Annotated in this window: 19 protein-coding genes; 13 read left to right on the top strand and 6 right to left on the bottom strand. The window is 51.5% G+C overall.

Annotation, left to right across the window (positions count from 1 at the left end):
* The first annotated feature begins 141 nt into the window (after positions 1–141).
* The 11 genes from rppH (at position 142) to LJ739_RS16950 (ending at position 13,130) form a co-directional block, all read left to right on the top strand.
* Complete coding sequence (gene rppH / locus LJ739_RS16995) at positions 142–702, top strand: RNA pyrophosphohydrolase (protein ID WP_229162401.1); 561 nt, start codon at positions 142–144, stop codon at positions 700–702.
* Between the two features lie 3 nt (positions 703–705).
* Entirely contained in the window at positions 706–3,003 is a 2,298-nt protein-coding gene (gene ptsP / locus LJ739_RS16990; protein ID WP_229162399.1) for a phosphoenolpyruvate--protein phosphotransferase, read from the top strand.
* A 19-nt stretch (positions 3,004–3,022) separates the two neighbouring features.
* Positions 3,023–3,814 (top strand): sulfite exporter TauE/SafE family protein, encoded by a 792-nt coding sequence (locus LJ739_RS16985; protein ID WP_229162398.1) that lies wholly within the window; start codon positions 3,023–3,025, stop codon positions 3,812–3,814.
* Between the two features lie 7 nt (positions 3,815–3,821).
* Positions 3,822–4,637, top strand: coding sequence for a prolipoprotein diacylglyceryl transferase (gene lgt / locus LJ739_RS16980; protein WP_229162396.1), 816 nt, complete (start codon positions 3,822–3,824; stop codon positions 4,635–4,637).
* Positions 4,634–5,485, top strand: a complete 852-nt coding sequence (locus LJ739_RS16975; RefSeq protein ID WP_229162394.1) for a thymidylate synthase — start codon at positions 4,634–4,636, stop codon at positions 5,483–5,485. Before lgt ends, LJ739_RS16975 begins: the two co-directional genes overlap by 4 nt.
* Before the next feature lie 441 nt (positions 5,486–5,926).
* Positions 5,927–7,183: an HlyD family efflux transporter periplasmic adaptor subunit gene (locus tag LJ739_RS16970; RefSeq protein ID WP_229162392.1), complete on the top strand. Its 1,257-nt coding sequence runs from the start codon at positions 5,927–5,929 to the stop codon at positions 7,181–7,183.
* Positions 7,184–7,372: 189 nt separating this feature from the next.
* Positions 7,373–7,513, top strand: a complete 141-nt coding sequence (locus tag LJ739_RS16965; protein WP_229162390.1) for a class IIb bacteriocin, lactobin A/cerein 7B family — start codon at positions 7,373–7,375, stop codon at positions 7,511–7,513.
* Between the two features lie 264 nt (positions 7,514–7,777).
* The gene (locus tag LJ739_RS19210; RefSeq protein WP_407646801.1) at positions 7,778–8,239 is read left to right on the top strand and encodes a CPBP family intramembrane glutamic endopeptidase; all 462 of its coding nucleotides are present in this window, start codon (positions 7,778–7,780) and stop codon (positions 8,237–8,239) included.
* A 365-nt stretch (positions 8,240–8,604) separates the two neighbouring features.
* The gene (locus LJ739_RS16960; RefSeq protein WP_229162388.1) at positions 8,605–10,773 is read left to right on the top strand and encodes a peptidase domain-containing ABC transporter; all 2,169 of its coding nucleotides are present in this window, start codon (positions 8,605–8,607) and stop codon (positions 10,771–10,773) included.
* 375 nt (positions 10,774–11,148) lie between these two features.
* Positions 11,149–12,177, top strand: a complete 1,029-nt coding sequence (locus LJ739_RS16955; RefSeq protein ID WP_229162385.1) for a response regulator — start codon at positions 11,149–11,151, stop codon at positions 12,175–12,177.
* Positions 12,174–13,130, top strand: coding sequence for a sensor domain-containing diguanylate cyclase (locus LJ739_RS16950; RefSeq protein WP_229162384.1), 957 nt, complete (start codon positions 12,174–12,176; stop codon positions 13,128–13,130). Before LJ739_RS16955 ends, LJ739_RS16950 begins: the two co-directional genes overlap by 4 nt.
* Here LJ739_RS16950 and LJ739_RS16945 read toward each other — a convergent pair.
* The 4 genes from LJ739_RS16945 to LJ739_RS16930 form a co-directional block, all read right to left on the bottom strand.
* Complete coding sequence (locus tag LJ739_RS16945; RefSeq protein WP_229162382.1) at positions 13,117–14,514, bottom strand: AmpG family muropeptide MFS transporter; 1,398 nt, start codon at positions 14,512–14,514, stop codon at positions 13,117–13,119. The two genes, LJ739_RS16950 and LJ739_RS16945, sit on opposite strands and share 14 nt — an antisense overlap.
* A gap of 66 nt (positions 14,515–14,580) precedes the next feature.
* Entirely contained in the window at positions 14,581–14,928 is a 348-nt protein-coding gene (locus LJ739_RS16940) for a hypothetical protein (RefSeq protein WP_267494436.1), read from the bottom strand.
* 101 nt (positions 14,929–15,029) lie between these two features.
* Positions 15,030–15,923 (bottom strand): DUF3530 family protein, encoded by an 894-nt coding sequence (locus LJ739_RS16935; protein WP_229162381.1) that lies wholly within the window; start codon positions 15,921–15,923, stop codon positions 15,030–15,032.
* 7 nt (positions 15,924–15,930) lie between these two features.
* Positions 15,931–17,163, bottom strand: coding sequence for an acyltransferase family protein (locus LJ739_RS16930; protein WP_229162380.1), 1,233 nt, complete (start codon positions 17,161–17,163; stop codon positions 15,931–15,933).
* A 114-nt stretch (positions 17,164–17,277) separates the two neighbouring features.
* On the opposite strand from LJ739_RS16930, the gene LJ739_RS16925 reads away from it, so the two are divergent.
* Positions 17,278–18,132, top strand: a complete 855-nt coding sequence (locus LJ739_RS16925; RefSeq protein WP_229162379.1) for a LytR/AlgR family response regulator transcription factor — start codon at positions 17,278–17,280, stop codon at positions 18,130–18,132.
* Here LJ739_RS16925 and rluA read toward each other — a convergent pair.
* Both rluA and rapA read right to left on the bottom strand, forming a co-directional pair.
* Complete coding sequence (gene rluA, locus LJ739_RS16920) at positions 18,129–18,803, bottom strand: bifunctional tRNA pseudouridine(32) synthase/23S rRNA pseudouridine(746) synthase RluA (protein WP_229162378.1); 675 nt, start codon at positions 18,801–18,803, stop codon at positions 18,129–18,131. The two genes, LJ739_RS16925 and rluA, sit on opposite strands and share 4 nt — an antisense overlap.
* A 3-nt stretch (positions 18,804–18,806) precedes the next feature.
* A complete protein-coding gene (rapA, locus tag LJ739_RS16915; RefSeq protein WP_229162377.1) occupies positions 18,807–21,620 on the bottom strand; it encodes an RNA polymerase-associated protein RapA in 2,814 nt (937 codons plus the stop codon).
* Positions 21,621–21,844: 224 nt separating this feature from the next.
* Here rapA and LJ739_RS16910 point away from each other — a divergent pair, with 224 nt between their 5' ends.
* The gene (locus LJ739_RS16910) at positions 21,845–23,242 is read left to right on the top strand and encodes a PhoH family protein (protein ID WP_229162376.1); all 1,398 of its coding nucleotides are present in this window, start codon (positions 21,845–21,847) and stop codon (positions 23,240–23,242) included.
* Positions 23,243–23,390: the final 148 nt, after the last annotated feature.

Here is a 23,390-nt window from a genome sequence, read left to right as displayed (position 1 = left end):
AGCAAAGCAGATTCGGGCAATTGTTATGGCAAGAATGCTAACGGCAAAAGGGGATAGGCGTAAACGTTTTATTGCTTTGAAAGGTGGCAAGTTTGTGGAAGAATGCAGGGATATAACACATTTATACGCCCGGGAGTCTAGGTGATTGATGGCGAAGGATTCCGCGCGAATGTTGGCATCGTAATCTGCAATCGGTTAGGGCAGGTTTTTTGGGCCAAACGCTATGGCCAACATTCATGGCAGTTTCCACAAGGCGGAATTGATCAAGGTGAAACTGCCGAACAAGCCATGTATCGGGAGCTGCACGAGGAAGTAGGGTTACAGCCGGAGCAAGTTGAAATACTCGGCGTGACCAAAAATTGGGTCCGTTATAAGTTGCCTAAGCGATTGATTCGTCAGGGCAGCAATCCGGTGTGTATCGGTCAGAAGCAAAAGTGGTTTTTGCTGAGATTGACGTGCAACGAAGAGGACGTTGATGTGCTCAAATCCAGTCATCCTGAATTCGATGACTGGCGATGGGTCAGCTACTGGTACCCGGTACGGCATGTGGTTTCGTTCAAGCGCGATGTGTACCGTCGCGTGATGAAAGAGTTTGCGCCAGTGACCATGCCGGTCGGTGGACGTCAGGTCGGGCGCAATCCAACCCGTTCGCAGGGCCAAAACAATAAATCGCGACGACGTCGTCGCTCCAACTCGAGCTGATCGATGCTCACAACCCTCAAGCGCATTGTCCAGGAAGTCAACCAAATACCGGTGTTGGAGGATGCGCTGCAATGCCTGGCGAACCGTTTGCGCACGGCACTGAAGGTTGATTCCTGTTCTATTTACCTGGCCGACTATGAGAAGCAGCATTTTCTGTTGATGGCCACTGAGGGTCTGGCAGCCGACGCGGTTGGCAAAGTGGCGATTGGATTCTCAGAAGGCTTGATCGGCCTGATTGGTCAGCGCGAGGAACCGCTCAATATCAGCGATGCCAGAGCGCATCCGCGCTTCAAGCATTACCCTGAAGTCAAAGAAGAAAAATACCACGCATTTTTAGGCGCGCCGATCATTCATCAGCGTAAGGTGCTCGGCGTACTGACATTGCAGCAACGCGGTAAGCGCCGTTTCAGCGAAGATGAAGAAGCCTTCCTGGTTACCTTGGCGGCGCAATTGGCGCTGGAGATCAAGCACGCAGAAGCCCGTGGTTTGATGACCCTGAATGATCCAACAACGGCCTCCAGCAGTCGCCAATGGCAAAAAACCTTGCGCGGCGTTCCCGGGGCAACCGGACTGGGCATGGGGGTTGGTTTCGTGCCTGGCTACAAGGTCAGTCTGAACAATCATGTGCCCCGCCGTTCGTTGGCTGTCGATAGTGAAATTCAGCGTTACAGAAGTGCCGTGTATGCGACCCGCAGTCAGGTTGACGAGCTGTCTGCGCGGATTGAAGGAGAAGTACCCTCTGACGTACTGGCCATTTTCCAGATCTATCATCACCTGCTGGATGCCAACAGCCTGGGGCATGAAGTGGAAGCGCGTATTCGCGAAGGCTGGGATGCTGCCAGCGGACTCAAATACGTGGTTGATGCGTACATTCAACGCTTCCGCGACATGAGCGACCCCTACATGCAAGAGCGGGCTGTGGACATGGAAGATTTGTCTAACCGAATCCTGGCCAACATTCTGCAACCGGACAAAGGTGCAGTGACGCCGACCATGCCTGAAGGCGATGTGATCCTGGTGGCGGAAGAAGTCAGTGCACCGATGCTGGCAGAGTTCCCCAAAGATCGGGTGCGCGGTATCGTGTCGATGCGAGGCTCGAATAACTCTCATGCTGCCATTCTGGCCAGGGCCATGGGCGTGCCTGCCGTCATGGGATTGACCGATGTGCCGTTATCCATGCTGGATGGCCGTCAGGTGTTACTCGACGGCTATTCCGGTGAAGTCATTGTCTCGCCCAGTGATGCAATACAGCGGGAATTTCGGGTATTGGTTGATGAAGAAATGGAGTTGTCTGATCGTATTCAGGCACAGGCAGAATTGCCGACCATTTCAACCGATAATTGTGCGCTTGACCTGTACATTAACGCTGGTTTGTCCGCTGAGCTGGAAAGTGATCACTTTAACCAGGGTGATGGAGTGGGGCTATACCGCACCGAAGTGCCGTTTATGATGCGCGAACGTTTTCCGTCGGAGCAGGAACAACATGATTTGTACCGCGCCATGCTGTCGGTCAGTCCGGACAAACAAATCACCATGCGCACCCTGGATGTCGGGGGGGACAAGCCCCTGCCGTATTTTCCCATTAACGAGGAAAACCCTTTTCTTGGCTGGCGTGGGATCCGCCTGACCCTGGATCACCCGGAAATCTTCCTGGTTCAGGTTCGCGCCATGTTGCGCGCCAGTCTGGGGCTGGAAAATCTGCAGGTCATGTTGCCGATGATCACGTCGGTGTCTGAAGTTAAAGAGGCCAAACGTCTCATTCGTCAGGCATTTCACGAAGTGACCGAAGAGTGTCGGGGAACCGATAATCGGGTAGTGATGCCAAAGGTCGGGGTGATGATAGAAGTCCCTGCGCTGGTTTATCAGCTCGATAAACTGGCTCCCATTGTCGATTTCTTTTCCGTTGGCAGCAACGACTTGACCCAGTATCTGCTGGCTGTCGATCGTAACAATGCCAGGGTGGCGGGCTTGTATGACAGTTATCACCCAGCGGTTTTGATGGCATTGCAGCACATTGTGGATGAAGCGCAGCGTCTTAACGTGCCGGTCACCGTGTGCGGCGAAATGGCCGGCGAACCCGGTGGTGCAATTTTGCTGATGGCCATGGGCTATCGACGCCTGAGTATGAACAGTCACAACCTGTTGAAGGTTAAATGGGTGATCCGCAGTGTCGCGCTGGCAGACACCCATCAGTTATTGGAAAGGGTTATGCACTATGAGCATCCTGCTGCGGTGCGCGAAGCGGTAAATGCTTACCTCGAGTCTGTGGGATTAGGCGGTCTGGTGAGGGCCGGTAGTTAAGGAAACCTGAGGGGTACTGATGTTCATCATCTTTTTTGCCTGTGTGGCGCTCGGTGCTTTGGTGGGCGTATTGGCCGGGATGCTGGGGATCGGCGGTGGATTATTGATCGTGCCGGCGCTGGTGTACCTGTTGCCCCACGTGTTGGATGTCTCGCTGGACGTGGCCATGCCAATGGCGATTGCCACGTCGTTATCGACCATCGTATTGACCGCCATGTCATCGGCGCGGGCCCACTATAAACTGGGCAACCTGTCGCGACACATTGTCACCGGCTGCAGTATTGGTATCGTGCTGGGCGCGATGGTCGGTGCCTGGTTGGCCAGTGTGTTACCCGGTGAAGTGGTGAAATCGGTGTTTGCCTATCTGGTGATGGCGATTGCCGCGCAAATGGTGTTCGGTGGTCAACGGCGCTCAGAAACGGCCATTTCACAAACCGCGCTGGTACTGATTGGTCTGGTGGTTGGCTGTATCTCGGCATTCATGGGGATTGGTGGCGGCGCGTTGCTGGTGCCTGCACTGATGTGGTTCCGGGTGGATATGAAGCAGGCCATCGGATGTGCGGCATTTTGCGGTCTGGTGATTGCCTTGTTTGGCTCGGCCAGCTTTGTAGTAACCGGCTGGCAACTGCATGATTTGCCCCCCGGCGCGTTTGGCTATGTCTATCTGCCTGCCACCGTCGGGATTGTGATTACCTCTGTATTTACGGCCCGTATCGGGGCTAAAATAGGCCATCGCCTGGATACCCGGCGGTTAAAACGAATTTTTGCAGGCTTTCTGATCCTGGTCAGCTTGCGCATGTTGTTAGGATAGAAGTTGAATGTTAGCGGATAGCCATTACACCCTGCCCGAAATCAATCCATCCATCGTAGAATGGGGATTTTTCAGTCCGAAATGGTACGGAATGATGTATCTGGTGGGCTTCATTGCCGCCTGGTTACTGGCCCGCGCCCGTCTTTCGCGCACCGACTGGTCGAAAGACCAGCTCAGTGACATGTTGTTCCTGGGCTTCCTGGGGGTGATCCTCGGTGGTCGGGTGGGTTATGTGCTGTTTTATCAGTTCGGTGCATTTCTGGATGACCCTCTGTACCTGTTCAAGATATGGACTGGAGGGATGTCGTTCCACGGTGGCTTGCTGGGTGTGCTGGTGGCATTGTGGTGGTTCGCCCGCAAGAGCCGCAGCCACTTTCTGCAGGTCGGCGATTTTGTCGCTCCCCTGGTACCCATCGGCCTGGGTGCTGGCCGGATCGGCAATTTCATCAACGCAGAACTGTGGGGGCGCACCTCGGACGTTCCCTGGGCGATCATCTTTCCCGGTGCAGGGCCAGAACCCCGTCACCCGTCACAGCTGTACGAGTTTGCCCTGGAAGGGGTTGTGCTGTTTCTGATGGTGTGGCTGTTCAGTCGTAAGCCCCGACCAATGGGCGCCGTGAGTGGATTGTTCCTGCTCGGCTACGGCAGTTTCCGCTTTATTGTCGAGTACTTCAGGGAGCCCGATGCGCACATTGGCCTGTATGGCGGGCTGATTTCCCAGGGCCAGATCCTGTCACTGCCGATGGTGCTGGGTGGATTGGCGTTGATGGTGTGGGCGTTTCGACGTGGTGCATCCAATCATGCGGTCAAGGGGTCATCATGAAGCAGTATCTGGATTTGTGCCGTCGCATTGTTGAGCAGGGACACTGGGTCGAAAATGCCCGTACCGGCCAGCGCTGCCTGACCGTGATCAATGCCGATCTTGAATACGACGTCGGTAACAATGTGTTCCCCCTGATCACCACCCGCAAGAGTTTTTACAAGGCGGCAATCGCCGAATTATTGGGTTATCTGCGCGGTTACGACAGCGCCGCTCAGTTTCGTGCCATCGGTTGTAACACCTGGAATGCCAACGCCAATGAAAACCAGGCCTGGTTGAATAACCCTCACCGCAAAGGCGAGGATGATATGGGGCGCGTGTACGGTGTGCAGGGGCGTGCCTGGGCGACGCCGGATGGCGGGCACCTGGATCAGTTGAAAAAGGTCATCGATAACCTCAGCCGTGGCATTGATGATCGGGGTGAGATCGTGACGTTCTACAATCCCGGTGAATTTGACCGTGGCTGTTTGCGACCCTGCATGCACACCCACACCTTTTCATTGTTGGGTGATACTTTGCACCTGACCAGCTATCAGCGTTCCTGTGATGTGCCGCTGGGACTCAACTTCAACCAGATTCAGGTGTTTGTTTTTCTGGCGCTGGTGGCGCAGATCACCGGCCATAAACCCGGTAAGGCGTACCATAAGATTGTTAACGCACACATTTACGAGAATCAGTTGCCGTTGATGCGTGATGTCCAATTGACCCGCGAACCGTTTGAACCGCCCCGTCTGAACATCAATCCGGACATCAAAACGCTGCAAGACATTGAAACCTGGGTCTCCACTGACGATTTCAGTGTGGAAGGGTATCAGTGTCACCCTGCGATCCAGTACCCCTTCTCTGTGTGATCAAACGCGCAATGTCATTGGTGGTATAAAAAACACCTCTTTCACATGTCTTTTTGTGCTCCAGACTTGTACCCATCGGTAGCGTGAGGTTGCATATCACTCGTCACTCCAAGCAACCGCTGACAAAACCTGATGAATGCGTTGAAGCGTGTCCGGGTTTTATCAACCATCCGAATAACACATCTGCCGCAATGCAGTGCGATGTGTATCAAGAGGGATTTACATACACATTGTTGAACGATAATTAGCCGGTTGATGTGTGAGAACAGTACAAACTCAAGGTATGCAGCAATCCAATAAAATGTATATAAATTAATGGGGTGCTGATTTTTGCTGGGAAGAATAGGATGGGTATTAAATTTGACCTAACAATTTATAGTAAACTCGGTTGACTCCGATATTATATGGGAATTAATATGACCCTGAGGTTGAGGGGTTGTTATGTCGTTGTTCAGAAAGGAAGCTGTTTCCCATCAAAGTGAGCGCTTGACTGGTGCTATTATTCTTGCACAGCCACTATCTATTAAGCTAACTGTTTCGATTGTAGCGGCTATTGCTATTGCCATAGTCGCATTCTTAATTAATGCAGAATATTCTCGAAAAGAGACGGTTCGCGGCTTTTTAATGCCTAATGGAGGCGTCATAAAAAGCTTTGCGACTCAAGGTGGTACGGTAGATAGTTTATTTGTAAGTGAGGGCGATAAAGTCGAAAAGGGTCAGCCCTTAGCAACCATGGTAGTTCATAAAAATAGCGCGGATGGCAAAAGCTTAAGTGGTAAGTTGCAAGGTGAGCTGATCTCACAACTAGCGCTGATTGATGAAGAAATAAAACAATATAAAACAATTCAAGTTGAAGAAAACAGGAACCTCGAAAACAAAGTAATAGCATTAAATAGCGAAAAGTTAGCCTTGGAAAGGCAATTGATTCTTGCTAACGAAAAGCTGGCGCTATTATTGGCACAACAAGAAGATGTTGAGCGGTTAAATAGCAGCGGGTATGTTTCAAAATATGAGAAAGAAAATCAAAAGAAATCTTTATTAGAAGCGCAGCAGGAAAAACAAAACATTGCTCGTTTACTGTTACAGCAAAACAATCAGATTAACCAAGCCGTTTTTGATAAAGCAAACTTACCTCAACAATATACATTACGCATTAATAGCTTGTTGCGTGAAAAGTCGGCTATTGAAAATCAACTGGCTCAAGTTCAGAACAGCCATCGCTACACGATAGCTGCTAGTCATGCAGGCACGGTCACGGGTATTCAAGTGGTCGAGGGGGAAACGCTTTCACCTTCAAAGGCTCAATCTAAGCCGCTGCTTCATATTTTGCCTGAAGGCTCTGAGCTGGTGGCAGAGCTACTTTTACCCACCCGAAGTGCTGGTTTTATCGCCAAGGGGCAAATATCGCGTCTGCGTTTTGATGCTTTTCCCTATCAACGTTTTGGCTTTATTGAAAGTGAAATTGTACGTATCGACCGGGCACTAATCACACCAAACGAAGTACAGTTACCGATTCCATTCCAGGAAGCCGTATATCGCTTACGGGCAAAATTAGCCCAACAGAAAATACAAGCATACGGGCAAGAGTTTGAATTAAAAAGCGGCATGCTGTTTGAGGCGGATATTATGTTAGAGCAACGAACGCTCATTGAATGGCTGCTTGAGCCCATATATAGCCTGAAGGGGCGCGTAAGCTAATAGATTTAAAGTGATTTTCTGGCAAAGCACTTCGTCGGAAGAGGCTTTGTCAGAAAAGTGCGGCTGGCTCACGTCAACTTTAGCGAGCAAAACGAAAGCCAGCCTTAGTAAACCCTCATTCTCTTACGAGATTGAGAAATTTAGATACCCAACCACACTCGTGTCGTTGGATACATGGAGTATAACATTATGCGTGAATTGAGCGTGAATGAAATTAAGCAAGTCAATGGTGGTGTAATTCCAATTGGAGTTGCCCTGGCCATCCACCTAGCGGGCAACGCTGCAAGCATTTATGGCTGGTACAAATTCGCAAAAAGCATGAAACCTTAAGGAGCTGTCAAGATGAGAGAACTATCAAGTAAAGAAATCAAAGCAGTTCAAGGCGGTTTTTGGGGTTGGTTGGCCAATCGAGCCGTTGGCGCTTACAACACCATGAGTTCTTTAAACTGGAGTGGCGCAAGCCACAATTCAGATAGCATGAGAGCTGCTACAAACAGACTGTAATGGTCGAACCCTATAAGGCGGTTGTCTTGGCCGCCTTTTTTCAATACCACGTTGTAAATTGAACGGTATTTTTCTGGTGCGGATGTATACATGAATATGGATTCGGAAAAATTAAGACGTCTTTTAATTTTTTCTTCGAATAAGGCGTACGTTCTATTTTCTATATACTTAATTACTCTATATTTTCTTTACCTGAATACCGACTATCTCAGTTCAGAGGTAACTAGCAGTAAAAATGTGCTTAACCAGTATGGCGTATGGTGGAGCCTGATTTTTATTGGCCTGATCGGACCATTGGTTGAAGAGTTCATTTTTAGATATCTACTTTTTAAGCTATTAAGCGCCTTAAAAATGATATTGGTTTTGACTGTTTCGTCTGCCCTTTGGGCTGTGTTGCATTATAGCGGTAATTTGCTGGTCCCCATAATGCTATTTGTTTTAGGTTGGATTTTAGGTGTGCTAAGAATACAGAGCGATTCAATTTTATCGCCAACAATTGTTCATGCCTCTAATAATGTGATATTTATATTCTTCTTGATGTTGGTGATATGATTAAAGCACTCCTGATACCTCTGTTTTCATTTTCTGCTCTAAAACTATCTTTAACCTTAGCTATTACGCATGGTTCGTTAGGCGTTTTTTCTGTCAGCATTTTCTTATTACTAATTGCATTTAATATATATGTTCTAGTTCAGCTAATTAGGGGTGAAAGTATTTTTGGAAACGCTTTTAGAAGAAGGTTGCGTGTTAATAATGAAGAAAATGAAACGTCCTAAAGATATGTTGAGAAGTGCAGCTCAACACGAAGTTAGCTTTGCCTTTTTATCTTCCCTACTGCGGTCTAAAACGTTAGTAGTGTTGTTTGTGATTTACATGTTCCTAATGTTTGGGTTTATAGCTCTAGTAGTTCCATCATAATGACTTCGGATATAAAAGAACATTCATTAAACTTCTCAGTGAGCACGGTAACTCCGTTGATTTTGCAATCAGAAATGGCGGAGTGTGGCCTTGCTTCCTTAGCAATGATTGCAGGCTACTATGGTTACCAAATCGAAATGCCTGCAATGCGCAAACGCTATTCCGCAAATTTGAAGGGTATGGATCTTCAACAGCTAATTGAGCTGGGTGACAACTTAGGTCTGGCAAGCCGTGCTTTACAATGTCCCCTTGATGAAGTTCATAAACTGCAAACGCCCTGTATTTTGCATTGGGATATGAATCATTTTGTTGTTTTAACCAAGGTTTCCGGTAAAGGAAAGGGTGGCAAATATTTTGTCAACGATCCTGCAGTTGGTAAGCGCAGCTTTACGAGAGAAGAGTTTAGTAAGCATTTCACTGGAATCTGTTTAGAGCTTACGCCGACGAGTAAGTTCGAAATCAAAGAAGAAAAAGCCAAAATGAAGTTTACCCAGCTGTGGTCTTCAATGTCAGGCTTAAAAACAGGCTTGGTAAAACTGATTGGTCTGTCTTTGGTGCTACAGCTCTTTGCATTGATGACACCGTACTATATGCAGTGGGTTGTCGATGAAGTTTTAGTCAGCTTTGACAAACCATTGCTTACAGTATTGGCGATAGGATTTACACTCATTGCCATTATTAGTGTAGTAACTAACGCGGTAAGAAGCTGGTTGATTCTAAGGCTTTCCAGCTTACTCAACATGCAAATGGGCATTAACCTGCTCAGACATTTACTGCGCTTGCCAATGAACTATTTTGAGTCGCGACATGTTGGCGATATTGTATCCCGATTCGGCTCGTTGGCACACATTCGGGAACGAATAACGACGGGCTTTGTGGAAACCCTGGTCGATGGTGTTATGGCGATCAGTGTGTTGGTTATGATGTCGCTGTATTCTCTGAAACTAACGGCTGTAGTACTGGGTGCAATAGTTCTCTACACGCTAGTTCGCTTAGCATTGTATCGTCCTCTTCATCATGCAACCGAAGAAATGATTCAGGCGTCAGCCAAAGAGCAGTCCTACTTTTTGGAAAATATTCGCGGTATTCAATCGATAAAGCTCTTTGGCAATGAGTCTCAACGTCAAGGCATCTGGCAAAATCGCTATGCTGAAGTGATTAATAGTGAAATCCGTTTAGGCCGGTTAGATATTAGTTTTGAATCATTCAACAAACTGCTGTTTGGGTTAGAAAATGTGTTAGTCATATATTTTGCCGCAGTGATGGTGATGGGAAATAGTTTAACGGTTGGAATGGTATTGGCCTTCATTGCGTACAAAGGGCAGCTTACTGAACGCTATACCAATTTAATTGAGCAGATTATTCAGTTTAGGATGATGCGTTTACACCTCGATCGTATTTCCGATATCGCATTATCTGAACAAGAAGCAAATCGCGAAGGCGAGGCAATGTATCTAGCCGATGAAAATTTATCTGATAGTTATACCGGTGAACTCAAGCTGGAGAATATTTGCTTCCGTTATTCTGAACAAGAAAAGCCAATCCTAAATAACGTCAACTTGACAATTTCTGCTGGCGAGTCAATCGCCATTACCGGGGCTTCCGGGGCGGGTAAAACGACATTGATGAAAATTATGTTGGGTCTATTGCAGCCAACCTCGGGCAAAGTATCGCTCGACGGTAAAGATATTACTCAGCTTGGCCTGAAGATGTATCGACAAAAGATTGCTGCTGTCATGCAAGATGATACGTTATTGGCGGGGTCTATTGCCGATAACATCAGTTTTTTTGACCCGCAGCCGAATTATCTGAAAATTGAACACTGTGCCAAATTAGCCGTCATTCATGATGACATCACTGAAATGACGATGGGGTATAACTCATTGGTAGGTGATATGGGTTCAAACCTATCCGGTGGACAAGTGCAGCGATTATTACTGGCCCGGGCTTTGTATCGATCGCCTTGCGTACTATTCATGGATGAAGCCACAAGTCATTTAGATAAAGATAATGAAGCCAAGATCAGCGAACAGATTCAACATTTTCCGATGACACGCATTATGATCGCTCATCGGCAAGAAACGATTGCCATGGCAGAGCAGGTTTATTGTTTAAGAAATGGTGTTCTGGTCAACTTAACCGTCGAAGATTGTAAGACAGCAAGTTGATCATACAGGGAAGTATTGGCTACTCATCATTATCAGCCTTTATCATTGCGTACATCTATCAGAAGCTGCTCGAATTGATGCGTGACGTTCAACGTAAACGCACGCCCTGTGACCCCCGCGCCTGAACATCAATCCGCTTCGGGATCTGGAGACGCGAGTATCGTCTGACGATTTCTGTGTAAAGGCGAATCAGTACCACCCTGCCATACAGCATCTTTTCTCGGTGTGATGCTCTTTCCGGAATTCGCATAGGAATAAAAAAGTCTTCTCTTTCATATGCCTAAATTATGCTCTAGCCTTGTACAGAGTACGGTTGTAGGGTTAAATGTCGCCGGTTTGGCGAAAATGTGATCAATCGAGGGGTGCGGGCGCCACATGAGTACGGCAGTGTTAATTTGCGATGACTCCGGTTTTGCACGGCGGCAAATGGCGCGTTCGATCCCAGATGGCTGGGATGTCGACATTTCCTTCGCTGAAAATGGCAAAATGGCGCTGGAACAGATACATCAGGGCAAAGCTGACGTGATGTTTCTGGATCTGAACATGCCGGTCATGGATGGTTACCAGACGATGCAGGCGATCAAGGATCAGGATTTGCCGACCATGGTGATTGTGGTGTCCGGCGATGTTCAGCCCGAAGCCCGGGAGCGCATGCTGAAGCTGGGTGCGCTGGATTTCATTCGCAAGCCGATTGATAACCTGAAACTGTCGGAAATCCTCGAACAATACGGTTTGTATGCCGGTGATCAAGGTGCGTCACGACGGGAAAAAGAGCAACAGCAGGTCGTCAGTATCGACAGTCCAATGTCGGAGAAGCTCGACATTTTTCGCGAAATGGCCAACGTGGCCATGGGACAGGCCGGTGAAAAGCTGGCGACGCTGTTGGATGAGTTTATCGATTTACCGATCCCCAACGTTAACCTGATTGAGTCCACCGAGCTGCATATGGCGATTGCAGAAGTGCAGCGCAATGCACAGGTGTCGGCAATTTCCCAGGGCTTTATCAGCGCCGGCATTAAGGGAGAAGCGCTGCTGATCTTCAATGATGCGAACTTCGCCGATATGGTCAAATTGCTGGATTATAAAAATACCGTAGTCACCGAAGAGCTGGAACTGGAAGCCCTGTTGGATGTGTCCAATATCCTGATCAGTGCCTGTCTGCATGCATTGTCGACCCAATTGCACGTCAATTTCAGCCACAATCACCCGATTGTGTTGGGCCGCCACTGTGACGTCGATGCCTTGCTGAGCAACAATGTGTCGCGCTGGAGTAAGATCATGGCGGTTGAAATCGGCTATGCGATCAAGAGCCATGGCATTAACTTTGACCTATTGTTGTTGTTTCCCGATCATTCGATGGATCTGATGTTCGAAAGATTGGTCGACCTCACAGGTGATGAATGAGTAGCGACGAGACCTTCAACGAATTGCATTGGCAGCATGATCTGCTGGGCTCGATTGAAGTCGGCCTGGCAGTGCTCGACAAACAATTCAACGTGTTGGTGTGGAACCAGTTTATGGAAAACCACAGCGGCATATTGCCCAGTCAAATCAGAGGCAAGTGCCTGTTCGATTTTTTCAAGGAAATTGACCGGGACTGGTTTCAACGCAAAGCCGAGCCGGTGTTCAACCTGCGCAGTTCAGCGTTCATGATCTGGGAGCAACGTCCTTACCTGTTTAAGTTTGAAAGTAATCGACCCATCACGTCGGCCTCAGAACACATGTTCCAGAATGTCACGGTGTTTCCGCTGACCTCACTGAATGATCAGGTGGAGCAAATTTGTCTGGTGGTGTACGACGTTACCGATGAGGCACTGGGTAAACTGCAGATTCAACGACTCAACGAGACCCTCGAAAATATGAGCCGGGTTGATGGCTTAACCGGCCTGTATAATCGCCGTTTCTGGGAAGAGCAATTTAATTTGGAGTATAAGCGCAGCAAGCGTGCAGGCCATCCGGCATCGTTGATCATGCTGGACATTGATCATTTTAAACGGGTAAATGATACCTATGGTCACCCCGGCGGGGATGACGTGATCAAAATGCTTGCCAGGATCATCAAAAAGTCGGTGCGTGAGACCGATGTTTGCGGTCGTTATGGGGGCGAAGAATTCGCCATCCTGCTGCCGGATACAACGGCAAAGCAGGCACGTATTGTCGCCGAGCGCATCCGAAAACTGGCTGAGCATGTGCCGGTAGAACACGAAGAGCATACCATTGTGTTTACTGTCAGCCTGGGCATCGCTGAACTGCAAGACAGTTACCAGCAACCGCTTGTATGGCTTGAGAAGGCCGATCAGGCCCTGTACGAAGCCAAGGAAAGTGGCCGCAATCGGGTGTGTATCAGCCCGTCGTAGAAGGCGCGCTTTGTGCCGCTTGTCTGGCCTCCAGATGGTCGATGTGATGACGGATAGACCATAAAAACACCAAGCTGGGTATCACCATGATGGCGGTGAGAATGAAAAACACCGTCCAGTTACCGCCCAGACCGTCGACCAGGAAGCCACTGCCCGATGCCAGCATGGTTCTGCCCAGTACCCCCAATGACGCCATCAGCGCATACTGTGAGGCAGAAAACGCCTGGTTACACAACAAGGAGATAAACGCCACCAACGCGACTGAACTCCAGGCGGCGGTGAAGCCATCCACAAAGATGGTCGCGGCGAACAGGGCTTTGTCCGGTCCCACCTGCGCCATCAGGGCAAACATCAGGTTACTGGCAGCCATCGCAATACCACCTGTCATCAGGCCTTTGAAAATGCCGTAGCGGATGTTGACCATGCCGCCCAACACTGCAAACACCAGGGTAACCCACCAGTTCAACAGTTTGGACAGATTGCCGATGTCGGTATTGGTAAAGCCGATTTCCTTGTAAAACACGATGCTCATGCGGCCAAGGAAGGCTTCGCCAATCTTGAACAGGAATATGAACAACAGAATCGACAACGCCAGACGGGTGCCATTGCGGGTGAAAAATTCCCGGAACGGCTCCACCAGAGTGACCAGCAACCAGCTGGACATGCGGGTTGCCAGGGTCGGCGTTTGTCCCCCCAGCATTGCCTGATAACGTGCGGTAGCGGCCTGTTGTTGTGCTTCACGGTGGGTTTGGGGTTCGCGGCTGAACAGGCAGGTTGCCATCAGCATCAACATCATTGCACCCAGTACCCAGTAAATTTCGGACCATTGCCAGCCGGGCAAATCGGCAATGAAAAACGGTACGGCACCTAAGCCGCCATAGCCAGTCCACCAGCCCGCTGTTGCCATGGCGGATGCTGCCGCCAGTTTTTCCCGTTCATGGGTAGCAATCACATCGATGCGGTAGGCATCAATCGCGATATCCTGGGTGGCTGAGCTGATGGCTATGGCAAATCCAAGCAACGCCACCAGCGCGATATCCTGCGTAATGTTGGTGGTGGCAAGCAGGCCACAAAACACCACGATGCAAAATTGGGTAATGAAAATCCAGCCCCGTCGCTGGCCCAGAAACGGTGGACGCAAACGGTCCAGTAACGGTGACCACAGAAAATTGATCGAATAGGCAATGAAGATGGAGCCGAACAGCCCAATCGCCGAGCGGGTCAGTCCTTCCTCTTTCAGCCACGCAGACATGGCTGAGCTGATCATGACCCAGGGAAAGCCGGATGCAACGCCGAACAGAAAAATGGTCAACAGACGACGATCACGGTAGTAGGACAGGGTATGACGGATCACAGACAACCAAACCGGGTAGACAAGTAACAAAGGGCTATTGGATCATGGTTGACCCTGAAAGGCAATGTCAGTGACAGGATTTTGTGTGGCAGTGAACTAGGGACGGATACCGATGCAGTCCAGTGGATATTGGCCTTCGCCTTCAAGGTATTCAATACAGGTGGTGAGTTCGCTACGCAGGTAAGGGTCGCGCAACAGTTTCTGTTCCGGCCAGTAATGCAGTTGATGGAGCAAATGCCAGAACACCCGCTCTTTCTGGCTGTAGGGGGCGTCACAACGTGATTCAATATGGGCCCATTCTTCCAGCGTATCCCAGAAGTACAGGTCGACTTCCCGGTAAGGGATGCGTAGTTCCCAGAAGCCGCGCACAAAAAACGTCAGTTGTTTGGCTTTACGGTCAATAAACCTTTGTACGTCCACTCTCTTCCCGGCGGTTATTATCATGGTTTGCCCCTATTATAGCCGTGGATTAGTGATTTACGCGACCTTCGACAGGTTGGATAAATTATCCAATTGAAATTTCGTGAAATAATTTTTTCACCCGGCTACCAACCCATGTAGGTTAACCACCCATAAATCATCTTTGCCAGACGCAGGGTTTGCTGCTCATCCCGGGGCTGGCCCACCAGTTCCTGTTGCCGGTAGTGCAGTTTAAGCCCCCGGGTTGCGGCGACCCGACGGGCGTCGGTGGTCGACAGGGTCCAGCGGTTATCCCAGGCAGAATAAACGTCCAGTAACGCGGGCTGTAATTGGGCAAACATTTCTGGCAACGCTTTGTTGAGGTTCCGCTCGGGTAAAAACGCCCCCAGACTGACCAGTCCATCCGGTTGCGGGATCGCCTGCTCAGTGTACAGGCGGGCCAGTGAGGCCGCGGTGGTGCCCTGGGCGATGATCAGGTAGAAACCCGCCACCTCGGCACGCCGGTCTTCAAGTTGCAACATTTGTTGTTGCAGGGCGTACTGTTGAGCCTGCAGGTGTTGGACGGGGGAGTGAAGCAGATCGGCACGCCCATGCAGGGCTGCCTCAGCTTCTTGCTCGGGGGCAGCTTGAGGCGCCGCATCCGTCGCTGGAGGCAATGTCAGAAGTATTTGTGGATCGCCCAGTGGTGGTGCTGCCATGGTCAGCGTGTGCCAGCCATAGTGGGTCAGTTGACGGGCAAGACGGGCCAACTGATGGTCATCCTGCGGTACGCCACCGGCCTCGGTGATCAAAACCGCCAGTCCGCGAGTGATGGGGGTCCTGGCCGGATATTCAACCATCACCACTTCCCGATCGCCGACCAGCAGTGTCTGATAGGTATCGGGCAGCCGCTGAGATGCGATGTCCTGCATCAACTGGCGCTCATCACCCACCCGCGCCGGTGCCGCGCTCGACCACAACAGGAGCGCAGCAAGGTTCAGACAATGTAGCAAATGGCGATATCGGGTGTTTACAGTCATCCTCTTATTATCGGTCAGTCTGGGCTGATACTTGAGGTGACAATGCAGGGATCGGCGCTACTGGGTCGGATGATTCGGGTTTGGGGGTACCCAGGCCAAACCACCAGCGACTGATGCGGGTCTTATCGACCCATCGAAAGCCCAACCAGCACACCACTGTGGTGAGCAGTATCAGGGTCACGGCTTCCAGTGCCATAGGGATTGCAAACGGGGCCAGCATCACCGCCAGCACAATGATCACGCTCTGGTGCAAGACATAGCATGGCAGAATGGCTCGGTTGGCGGTGGGCAACCATGCTGGCGCGACACGCAAGTGAATGGCGGCGAAACCCACCAGTGTGAGGATCCAGGCCCAGTGATTCAGGCTCAATACGGCAGCGATCAGACTGCGCACCCACACAATCTGAACGGTGTTTTCGTTCAGAAACGGCAGCATGCCGTGACGGTCCGCGATGATCACGCCGTAGGCAACGACTGCGGTGCCCAGGAAATACCAGCGCCAACGGGCGATGGCCTCCCAAACCTGATCATTTTTAGACAGTAAGTACCCACACACAAATACGAATCCGTATTTCGCATGGCTGTACCAGTCATGGATCAAATCGTGGGTAGTTGGGTACAAATGGCGCAGCAGTTGCCAGATGACGGCCAGACCAATCACCATCGTTGCCACCCATATCAACGGTGACACGGGGCGTGCGTTGAGCGATGTGGCCACGGCATCCAGCGCCGGTTTCAGTACTATCCAGATCAGCGTATACACCCACAAATAGGGCAAAAACCACAGGTGATTCCAGGTCAACAGACCGATGTCTGACTGCTTGTCCGGGGCCAGTGTGGTGTCCATGTTGTAATACTCTGCCAGAAAGCCCAGATATCCGCCCTGCCAATCTCCCCGGTAAACCAGTTCGTAAAACAGTTGCGGTGGGACAATCACCAACATACCTAACAGTAAGGGTGCCAACAGGCGATGACTGCGTAATTTCAGCAGTCGCCCGGCGCTATAGCGTTCACTGACCAGTCCAAGGGCCATGGCAGAGATAAAAAACAGCATCGACATGCGCCATTGGTTGGACAGGATCATCACATCCTGTAATGGCTCGCTTTGATGAGGACTTTTGATGTGCCAGCCCCAGTCGGCCACATAATACATGCCCACGTGATACAGGATGAGCAGACAAAAAGCGAGGAAGCGCAGCCAGTCTAGGTCGACGCGGCGGGTGGATTGGACTTGAGTCATGGTCGTCTCTCAGGTTAAATGCTTACACCAAGTAAGCCCGAGCAACAGCGCTGCTGCCAGTGTCAAAGGCTGACCTGGTGTGCTCTGGGGACAAACGGTGGAATACAGGGACCAATGACGTTATTCAGTCGATTCGAACAACGACCTTATTTTTACACGGGTGTGGCGGTCAGCCTGTACATTCTGATCAACAACACCATCAATGCCACATCAGCCTGGATGGAAGCCACCCGTGACGGGGTTGCCGAGTTTGCGCTGTGGGAACCTTTTTGCTGGGAGTATTCCAGTGCCATCGCGACCCTGATCCTGCTGGTACCCATGTACCTGGCCTGGAAGCGCATGCCTCTGCGCTTCGAACACTGGCGTCGTCAACTGGTTATGCACCTGTTACTGGCAACCCTGGTCAGTGTGTTGCATGTGGTGTTGATGGTCGCGATACGCGAAGGGGTGTATGCCCTGGCCGGTGGGAATTATGAGTTTGGTCCCTGGGGGCGAGAGTTTTTCTACGAATACCGCAAAGACGTGTGGGGATATCTGACCTTCTTCGTGATGTATCAGGGTGGTTCGTTCATCTACCGTCGGCTGCGCGGCGAAGCGGACTTTGTTGGTCAGACCCCGGAAAAACCGAGCGCGGATAGCGACATTCCGGAGCATTTTCTGGTTAAAAAACTGGATCGGGAGTTTTTGGTTAAAGTGCGGGATATTGAGTGGATGGAAGCGGCCGGAAACTATGTCAATTTGCACAGTGGCGGTCGGATCTATCCACTACGGGGTACTCTGAGCACGTTGTCAGAGCGGATGGCCGCTGGTGGTTTCAGTCGTGTACACCGTTCTGCGGCGGTGAACCACAGCGCCATAGCCCACATCAGCTATTTGCCCAGTGGCGACGGCGAAATTACCCTGCAAAGCGGTCAGGTGGTAAGTTTATCCCGGCGTTACAAAGAGTCCCTGAAACAACGTTTCAGTTAATCAGCGCAATCCACCCGAAATCCACTGGGACTGTGAAAGTGCAGGTCTTCCCCGGTCCTTGGGTGGGTCAGGCCCAGCTCGCAGGCGTGAAGCTGCAACCGGGGCGCCATCGCCAGCGCCTGTTCATGGGCGTACAGACGGTCGCCAAGGATAGGATGACCGAGGCTCAACATATGCACCCGCAACTGGTGAGAACGTCCGGTGATCGGTGTCAGTGACATCAGGGTTTGATGGTTGCCCCGCGCCAGCACCTGCCAATGGGTCTCTGAGGGCTTGCCATTGTCCATATCGACTTTCTGTTTGGGACGGTTCGGCCAATCACAAATCAGCGGCAGGTTGACCGTTCCGGTAGTGTCCTGTGGCACACCCCATACCCGTGCTTCGTAACGTTTGTGGGTCTGGCGCAGTTCGAACTGGCGTGACAAGGTTCTGTGGTTGTCCTTGCCCAGTGCCATGACGATAAGTCCCGACGTTGCCATGTCGAGACGATGCACAATGCGCGCTTCGGGCCAGACTCGTGCAACCCGCAGTGCCAGGCTGTCTTTGTGTTCGGCTGCTTTGCCCGGCACGCTGAGCAAGCCACTGGGTTTGTCGAGGATGATCAGATCATCATCCCGGTAAACGATCTGCAGGTATGGCGTGGTCGGTGGGTTATAGTGAAGCAAAGCCATGGTTTATCCGGGGTTGTTGATCACGAGGCGCACGGCATCCAGGCGCAGCTTGGCGTCCTGCAACACGTCTTTCAGGGCTGTCTGCTGATGCACGATAAAGTCGATTTCTTCCTGTCGGATCGCCGGATTGACCTCTTTTAACTGGGTCAGACGCTGAATTTCCTCGCCCAACAGGGCGTTGAGTTTTTCCACACTGTCAGCACGGCATTGCTCGGCACGTTGGTTGGCGCCTTGTTCTGCCACACTCAGGGCCTGATCAATCTGTGCGCTCAGGGCTTTGATCAACTGGTTGGCGGTTTGTTGATTGACTTTGCTCAGCACGGTAAAGGTTTTATCGATGATCTGGCCTTTGCTGTCGATGCACAGCGTGATTGGCGTCACCGGCATAAAACGGTTCGCCTGCAGTTGCGGCGGGGCCTTCGGTGCCAGCACAAACAAGCATTCCAGCCAGTACGCGCCCGCCGGCAGCGCCGGTTCTTTGGTCAGGGCCACGGTACTTTTGCCCTGCGCATCATCCAGTACCAGATCCATCGCATGCTGAACCATCGGGTGATCCCAGCTCAGAAAGTGTACCTGCTCCAGTGCGGTTGCGGTGTGGCGTTCGAAGGTCACGGTCATGCCCTCTTCGTCCAGTCCGCGCAGCGGCGCCTGCATGGATTCGCCCGGTCGCAGCAGGTAACAGGCATCGTCTTTTTCTTCCTGCACAACCCCCAGAGCGTCGAGCAACCGGCTCATGAAGCGCTCCAGGGTGGGGGAATCATCCGCGTCCTGTAATCCTTGCAACACCGGTTCCACCCGTCCCACACCACTGGCATTGAGTTCCAGCAGACGGTCGCGGCCTGCTTCCAGTTCGGCTTTGAGGGCCTGGTGGCGCTGCTGACACGCGGTGATAATGGCTTCGGCGTTGTCAGGATTGCCTAGCGCGTCTTTGAGCTGTTCACCCAGGGCCTCAAATACCGCAGTGCCGGTGGCACAGGTGTGTTCAAAGGCATCCAATCCACGGTGATACCAGTTGAGCATGATGTGCTGCGGGCTGTCGCTGAAATAGGGCACGTGCAACTGGATATCGTGACGCTGGCCAATGCGATCCAATCGACCAATACGCTGTTCCAGCAGGTCTGGCAGGCGGGGCAGGTCGAACAGCACCAGATGATGGGCAAACTGGAAATTACGCCCTTCACTGCCAATTTCACTGCAGATCAGTATCGGCGTGCCACCTTCGGATTGAGCAAAGAAATTGGCGGTGCGATCCCGCTCCACGATGCTCATGCCCTGATGGAATACGCCGGCGTGAATGCCGGCCTTAACCCGCAGAGCCTCTGCCAGCTGTAAGGCGGTACTGGCATGATGACAAATGGTCAGGATCTTTTCCTGTTTGTGCTCGCTGAGCAGTGCAATCAGCCAGTCGACCCGGGGGTCGATGCTGGTCCATTGTTCGTTGACCTGTCCGTGATGCTCCGGCGTGAGTGCCTCGAACGGGTCGGCAAAGGTCAGCGATTGGTATTCACCAGGCAAGGCCAATGGATAGGCGTTCAGATGGCGCATCGGGAAGCCGGCGATGCCGCTACGGGTATTGCGAAACAACACCCGGCCAGTGCCGTGCTGGTCCAGCAGTTCATTGACCAGCTGTTGTTGCTGGCTGGGGTCAAGCTGTTGCAGCTGCGTTGCATCGTAGTGGCGTGAAAAGCGTGCGATGTGCTGACTGTCCTGTTCACTGAGTGGCTGGTTATTGAGTAGCGGCTTAATGGCACTGGCCAGCGCAGCATAGTCCTGCTCTTCTTCAACAAATTGCTGGTAGTCGGGAAAACGAGCGGGATCGAGCAGGCGTAAGCGCGCAAAATGACTCTCGTGGCCCAGTTGATCGGGCGTGGCGGTCAACAGTAAAACCCCTTTGGTCGCTTGTGCCAATGTCTCAATGGCCTGATATTCGGTTGATGGTGATTGTGCAGACCATTGCAGGTGATGGGCTTCATCCACCACCAGCAGATCCCAACCTGCCTGTGCTGCGGCGTCGAGATGCTCAGGTTGCTGAATGAAGTCCAGGCTGCACAGCACACATTGTTCGGTATCAAACGGGTTATCGCCTTGCTCCTTTAACGCGCTTATGCGTTCTTCGTCAAAGATGGCAAACGACAGATTGACCCTGCGTAACATTTCCACCAACCATTGATGGACCAGGGAGGAGGGCACCACAATCAAGACCCGCTGCGCGCGTCCGGTCAGCAGTTGCTGGTGGATGATCAGCGCAGCTTCAATCGTCTTACCCAACCCGACTTCGTCGGCCAGCAGTACCCGTGGGGCGTAGCGATTGGCCACTTCATTGGCGATGTGCAGCTGGTGAGGAATGAGCGTCACCCGGGCCCCCAGCATGCCTTGCAGTGGTGAACTGTCGTAGTCATAGCGATGGGTCAGGCAGTCCTGGCGAAGACTGTACCAGCGAGGATGATCGCTGTGCCCGGCGCGCAGGCGATCAATCGGGTTGTCGAGCTGGTACTCGTGATCCAGCTGGGTTTCCGGCAGTGTTTCATGATTGCCACTATCTTCCCGGGTGCCGGCGTAGATCAGTAACCCATCCTGCTCCAGACACTCTACGATACGCAACGTGAAGCCGTCGGCAGCAGTGATGGTTTCGCCCGGTGCAAAACGAATGCGGGTCAGTGGTGCATTGTTGCGCGCGTAAACCCGCTGTTCACCCGTGACCGGAAACAACAAAGTGACAGTGCGATCACTCACTTCAATCACCAACCCCAGTCCCAAGTCGGATTCGGCGTTGCTGAGCCAGCGTTGTCCTGGTGCAAAGGGGGGCTGTGTGGTCAAAATGATACCTCCTGACAGGGTTTGATAGCGTTGGGGGCGCGCATTGTAACGCAATCGTTCACGGATGCTATAAAAGTAGGTGAAGATCGGCAAAAAGTGGTTTATTGTGGTCTTAAGGGCTTTTCAGTGATGCAGGGGTTGCGGCGAAAAGCTCGGCGTCGCACCGATGCATGGTCTAATGAGCGCTTATCCTCTTTGTGCCATTTATTGCTATGGGGTGACGGATGCCTAAAAAGAAAGTGACAGACACCAAGATTTACGTTCTGGACACCAACATTCTGCTACACGAACCACTCGCCTTTCTCTCTTTCAAAGAACACGACGTTGTCGTTCCGATGACGGTCCTGGAAGAACTCGATTACATCAAAGACAGCAAAAAAGACGTCGCCCGGGATGCCAGGGTGTCGATTCGTTCAATGGAAGATTTGCTGCACAACGCTACACCAGAGCAGTTAGTGGCCGGTGTTTCCATGGCCGGACGGGGCTCCGGTGTATCAGCGCCTTCAGGCACCCTGTCGATCTTCGCCGACCATGGGCTGCCCATTGAACAGCAGGTGTTCACCAGTAATGAAAACGATAACCGCATCATCAATGCGGCGTTGCATCTGCAGGGGATGAAAGCGCCCCGCCAGGTGGTACTGGTGACCAAAGACATCAACATGCGACTGAAAGCCAAAGGCGCCGGATTGGCACATGTTGAGGATTACCGCACCGATCAGCTGGTCAGTGACATCAAATACCTGTCCAAGGGTTATCACGTGTTTCCGGGCAATTTCTGGGACAAAGTTAAATCGGTGGACAGCCGCAGCGAAGGTCGGGATACCATTCACACCATCGACCGCAAGCTGTTGCCGGAAGCCTATGTGAATGAGTTTCTGATTGACGAAAGCCACAGTTTTGCCGGACTGGTAGAGTCGATTACTGAAGACAGCCTTGAGGTGTTAGATCTGGGCTATGAGCGCATGATGGGGCGCAGTGCGTGGGGGATTTCACCCAAGAATATCGGTCAGGCGATGGGGATGCATGCGCTATTGGACCCACACATTGATCTGGTCATCCTGACCGGCCCGGCGGGCAGTGGTAAAACCTTGCTGGCATTGGCTGCTGCCTTGGAAATGGTGGTCGAGAAAAACATGTATGACAAGATCATCGTGACCCGCAGCACACCGGAAATTGCCGAGTCGATCGGCTTTTTGCCGGGCACCGAAGAAGAGAAGATGGCCCCCTGGCTGGCGGCTATCACCGACTCGTTGGAAGTGCTGCATAAAAATGATGAGAACGTGAAAGGCTCGATGAATTACATCATGGAAAAAGCCAACATTCAGTTCAAGTCAGTGAATTTCATGCGTGGGCGCAGTATTCAGAATGCCATTGTGATCCTGGACGAATCACAAAACCTCACTGCATCCCAATTGAAAACCATCATTACCCGTTGTGGTGAAGGCACCAAATTGATTTGTAGCGGTAACCTGGCGCAAATCGACAGCAACTACCTGTCTGCAGTCACGTCGGGCCTGACTTATCTGGTGGAAAAATTTAAGAACTTTTCCGGCAGTGCAACCATGAACCTGGATGGTGTGGTGCGTAGCCGCCTGGCGGAGTTTGCTGAAACGCAACTGTAGTCTTGCACTTCATTGGCTGTGGGATTGATCGAAATCGCGGTCTCACAGGTAAAAATGTTGCGGTGAGCAGTTGCGAGCGGCCTTACTTTCGGGCACACCGTGCGATGCCCGTGGACAAGTTCTTTTTACCTGCCTGGTGATGAGAGCA

It is taken from the genome of Fluctibacter halophilus (assembly GCF_020687825.1).
GTDB classification, from domain to species: domain Bacteria; phylum Pseudomonadota; class Gammaproteobacteria; order Enterobacterales; family Alteromonadaceae; genus Fluctibacter; species Fluctibacter halophilus.
The sequence above is the reverse complement of the archived record's forward strand: the minus strand, read 5'-3'. Positions and strand labels throughout refer to the sequence as shown.

What these genes read in the sequence shown, in the direction of transcription:
- ptsP (WP_229162399.1), top strand. Translation starts at nt 706, where the DNA reads ATGCTCACAACCCTCAAGCGCATTGTCCAGGAAGTCAACCAAATACCG.
- LJ739_RS16985 (WP_229162398.1), top strand. Translation starts at nt 3,023, where the DNA reads ATGTTCATCATCTTTTTTGCCTGTGTGGCGCTCGGTGCTTTGGTGGGC.
- lgt (WP_229162396.1), top strand. Translation starts at nt 3,822, where the DNA reads ATGTTAGCGGATAGCCATTACACCCTGCCCGAAATCAATCCATCCATC.
- LJ739_RS16975 (WP_229162394.1), top strand. Translation starts at nt 4,634, where the DNA reads ATGAAGCAGTATCTGGATTTGTGCCGTCGCATTGTTGAGCAGGGACAC.
- LJ739_RS16970 (WP_229162392.1), top strand. Translation starts at nt 5,927, where the DNA reads ATGTCGTTGTTCAGAAAGGAAGCTGTTTCCCATCAAAGTGAGCGCTTG.
- LJ739_RS16965 (WP_229162390.1), top strand. Translation starts at nt 7,373, where the DNA reads ATGCGTGAATTGAGCGTGAATGAAATTAAGCAAGTCAATGGTGGTGTA.
- LJ739_RS19210 (WP_407646801.1), top strand. Translation starts at nt 7,778, where the DNA reads ATGAATATGGATTCGGAAAAATTAAGACGTCTTTTAATTTTTTCTTCG.
- LJ739_RS16960 (WP_229162388.1), top strand. Translation starts at nt 8,605, where the DNA reads ATGACTTCGGATATAAAAGAACATTCATTAAACTTCTCAGTGAGCACG.
- LJ739_RS16955 (WP_229162385.1), top strand. Translation starts at nt 11,149, where the DNA reads ATGAGTACGGCAGTGTTAATTTGCGATGACTCCGGTTTTGCACGGCGG.
- LJ739_RS16950 (WP_229162384.1), top strand. Translation starts at nt 12,174, where the DNA reads ATGAGTAGCGACGAGACCTTCAACGAATTGCATTGGCAGCATGATCTG.
- LJ739_RS16940 (WP_267494436.1), bottom strand. Translation starts at nt 14,928, where the DNA reads ATGATAATAACCGCCGGGAAGAGAGTGGACGTACAAAGGTTTATTGAC.
- LJ739_RS16935 (WP_229162381.1), bottom strand. Translation starts at nt 15,923, where the DNA reads ATGACTGTAAACACCCGATATCGCCATTTGCTACATTGTCTGAACCTT.
- LJ739_RS16930 (WP_229162380.1), bottom strand. Translation starts at nt 17,163, where the DNA reads ATGACTCAAGTCCAATCCACCCGCCGCGTCGACCTAGACTGGCTGCGC.
- LJ739_RS16925 (WP_229162379.1), top strand. Translation starts at nt 17,278, where the DNA reads ATGACGTTATTCAGTCGATTCGAACAACGACCTTATTTTTACACGGGT.
- rluA (WP_229162378.1), bottom strand. Translation starts at nt 18,803, where the DNA reads ATGGCTTTGCTTCACTATAACCCACCGACCACGCCATACCTGCAGATC.
- LJ739_RS16910 (WP_229162376.1), top strand. Translation starts at nt 21,845, where the DNA reads ATGCCTAAAAAGAAAGTGACAGACACCAAGATTTACGTTCTGGACACC.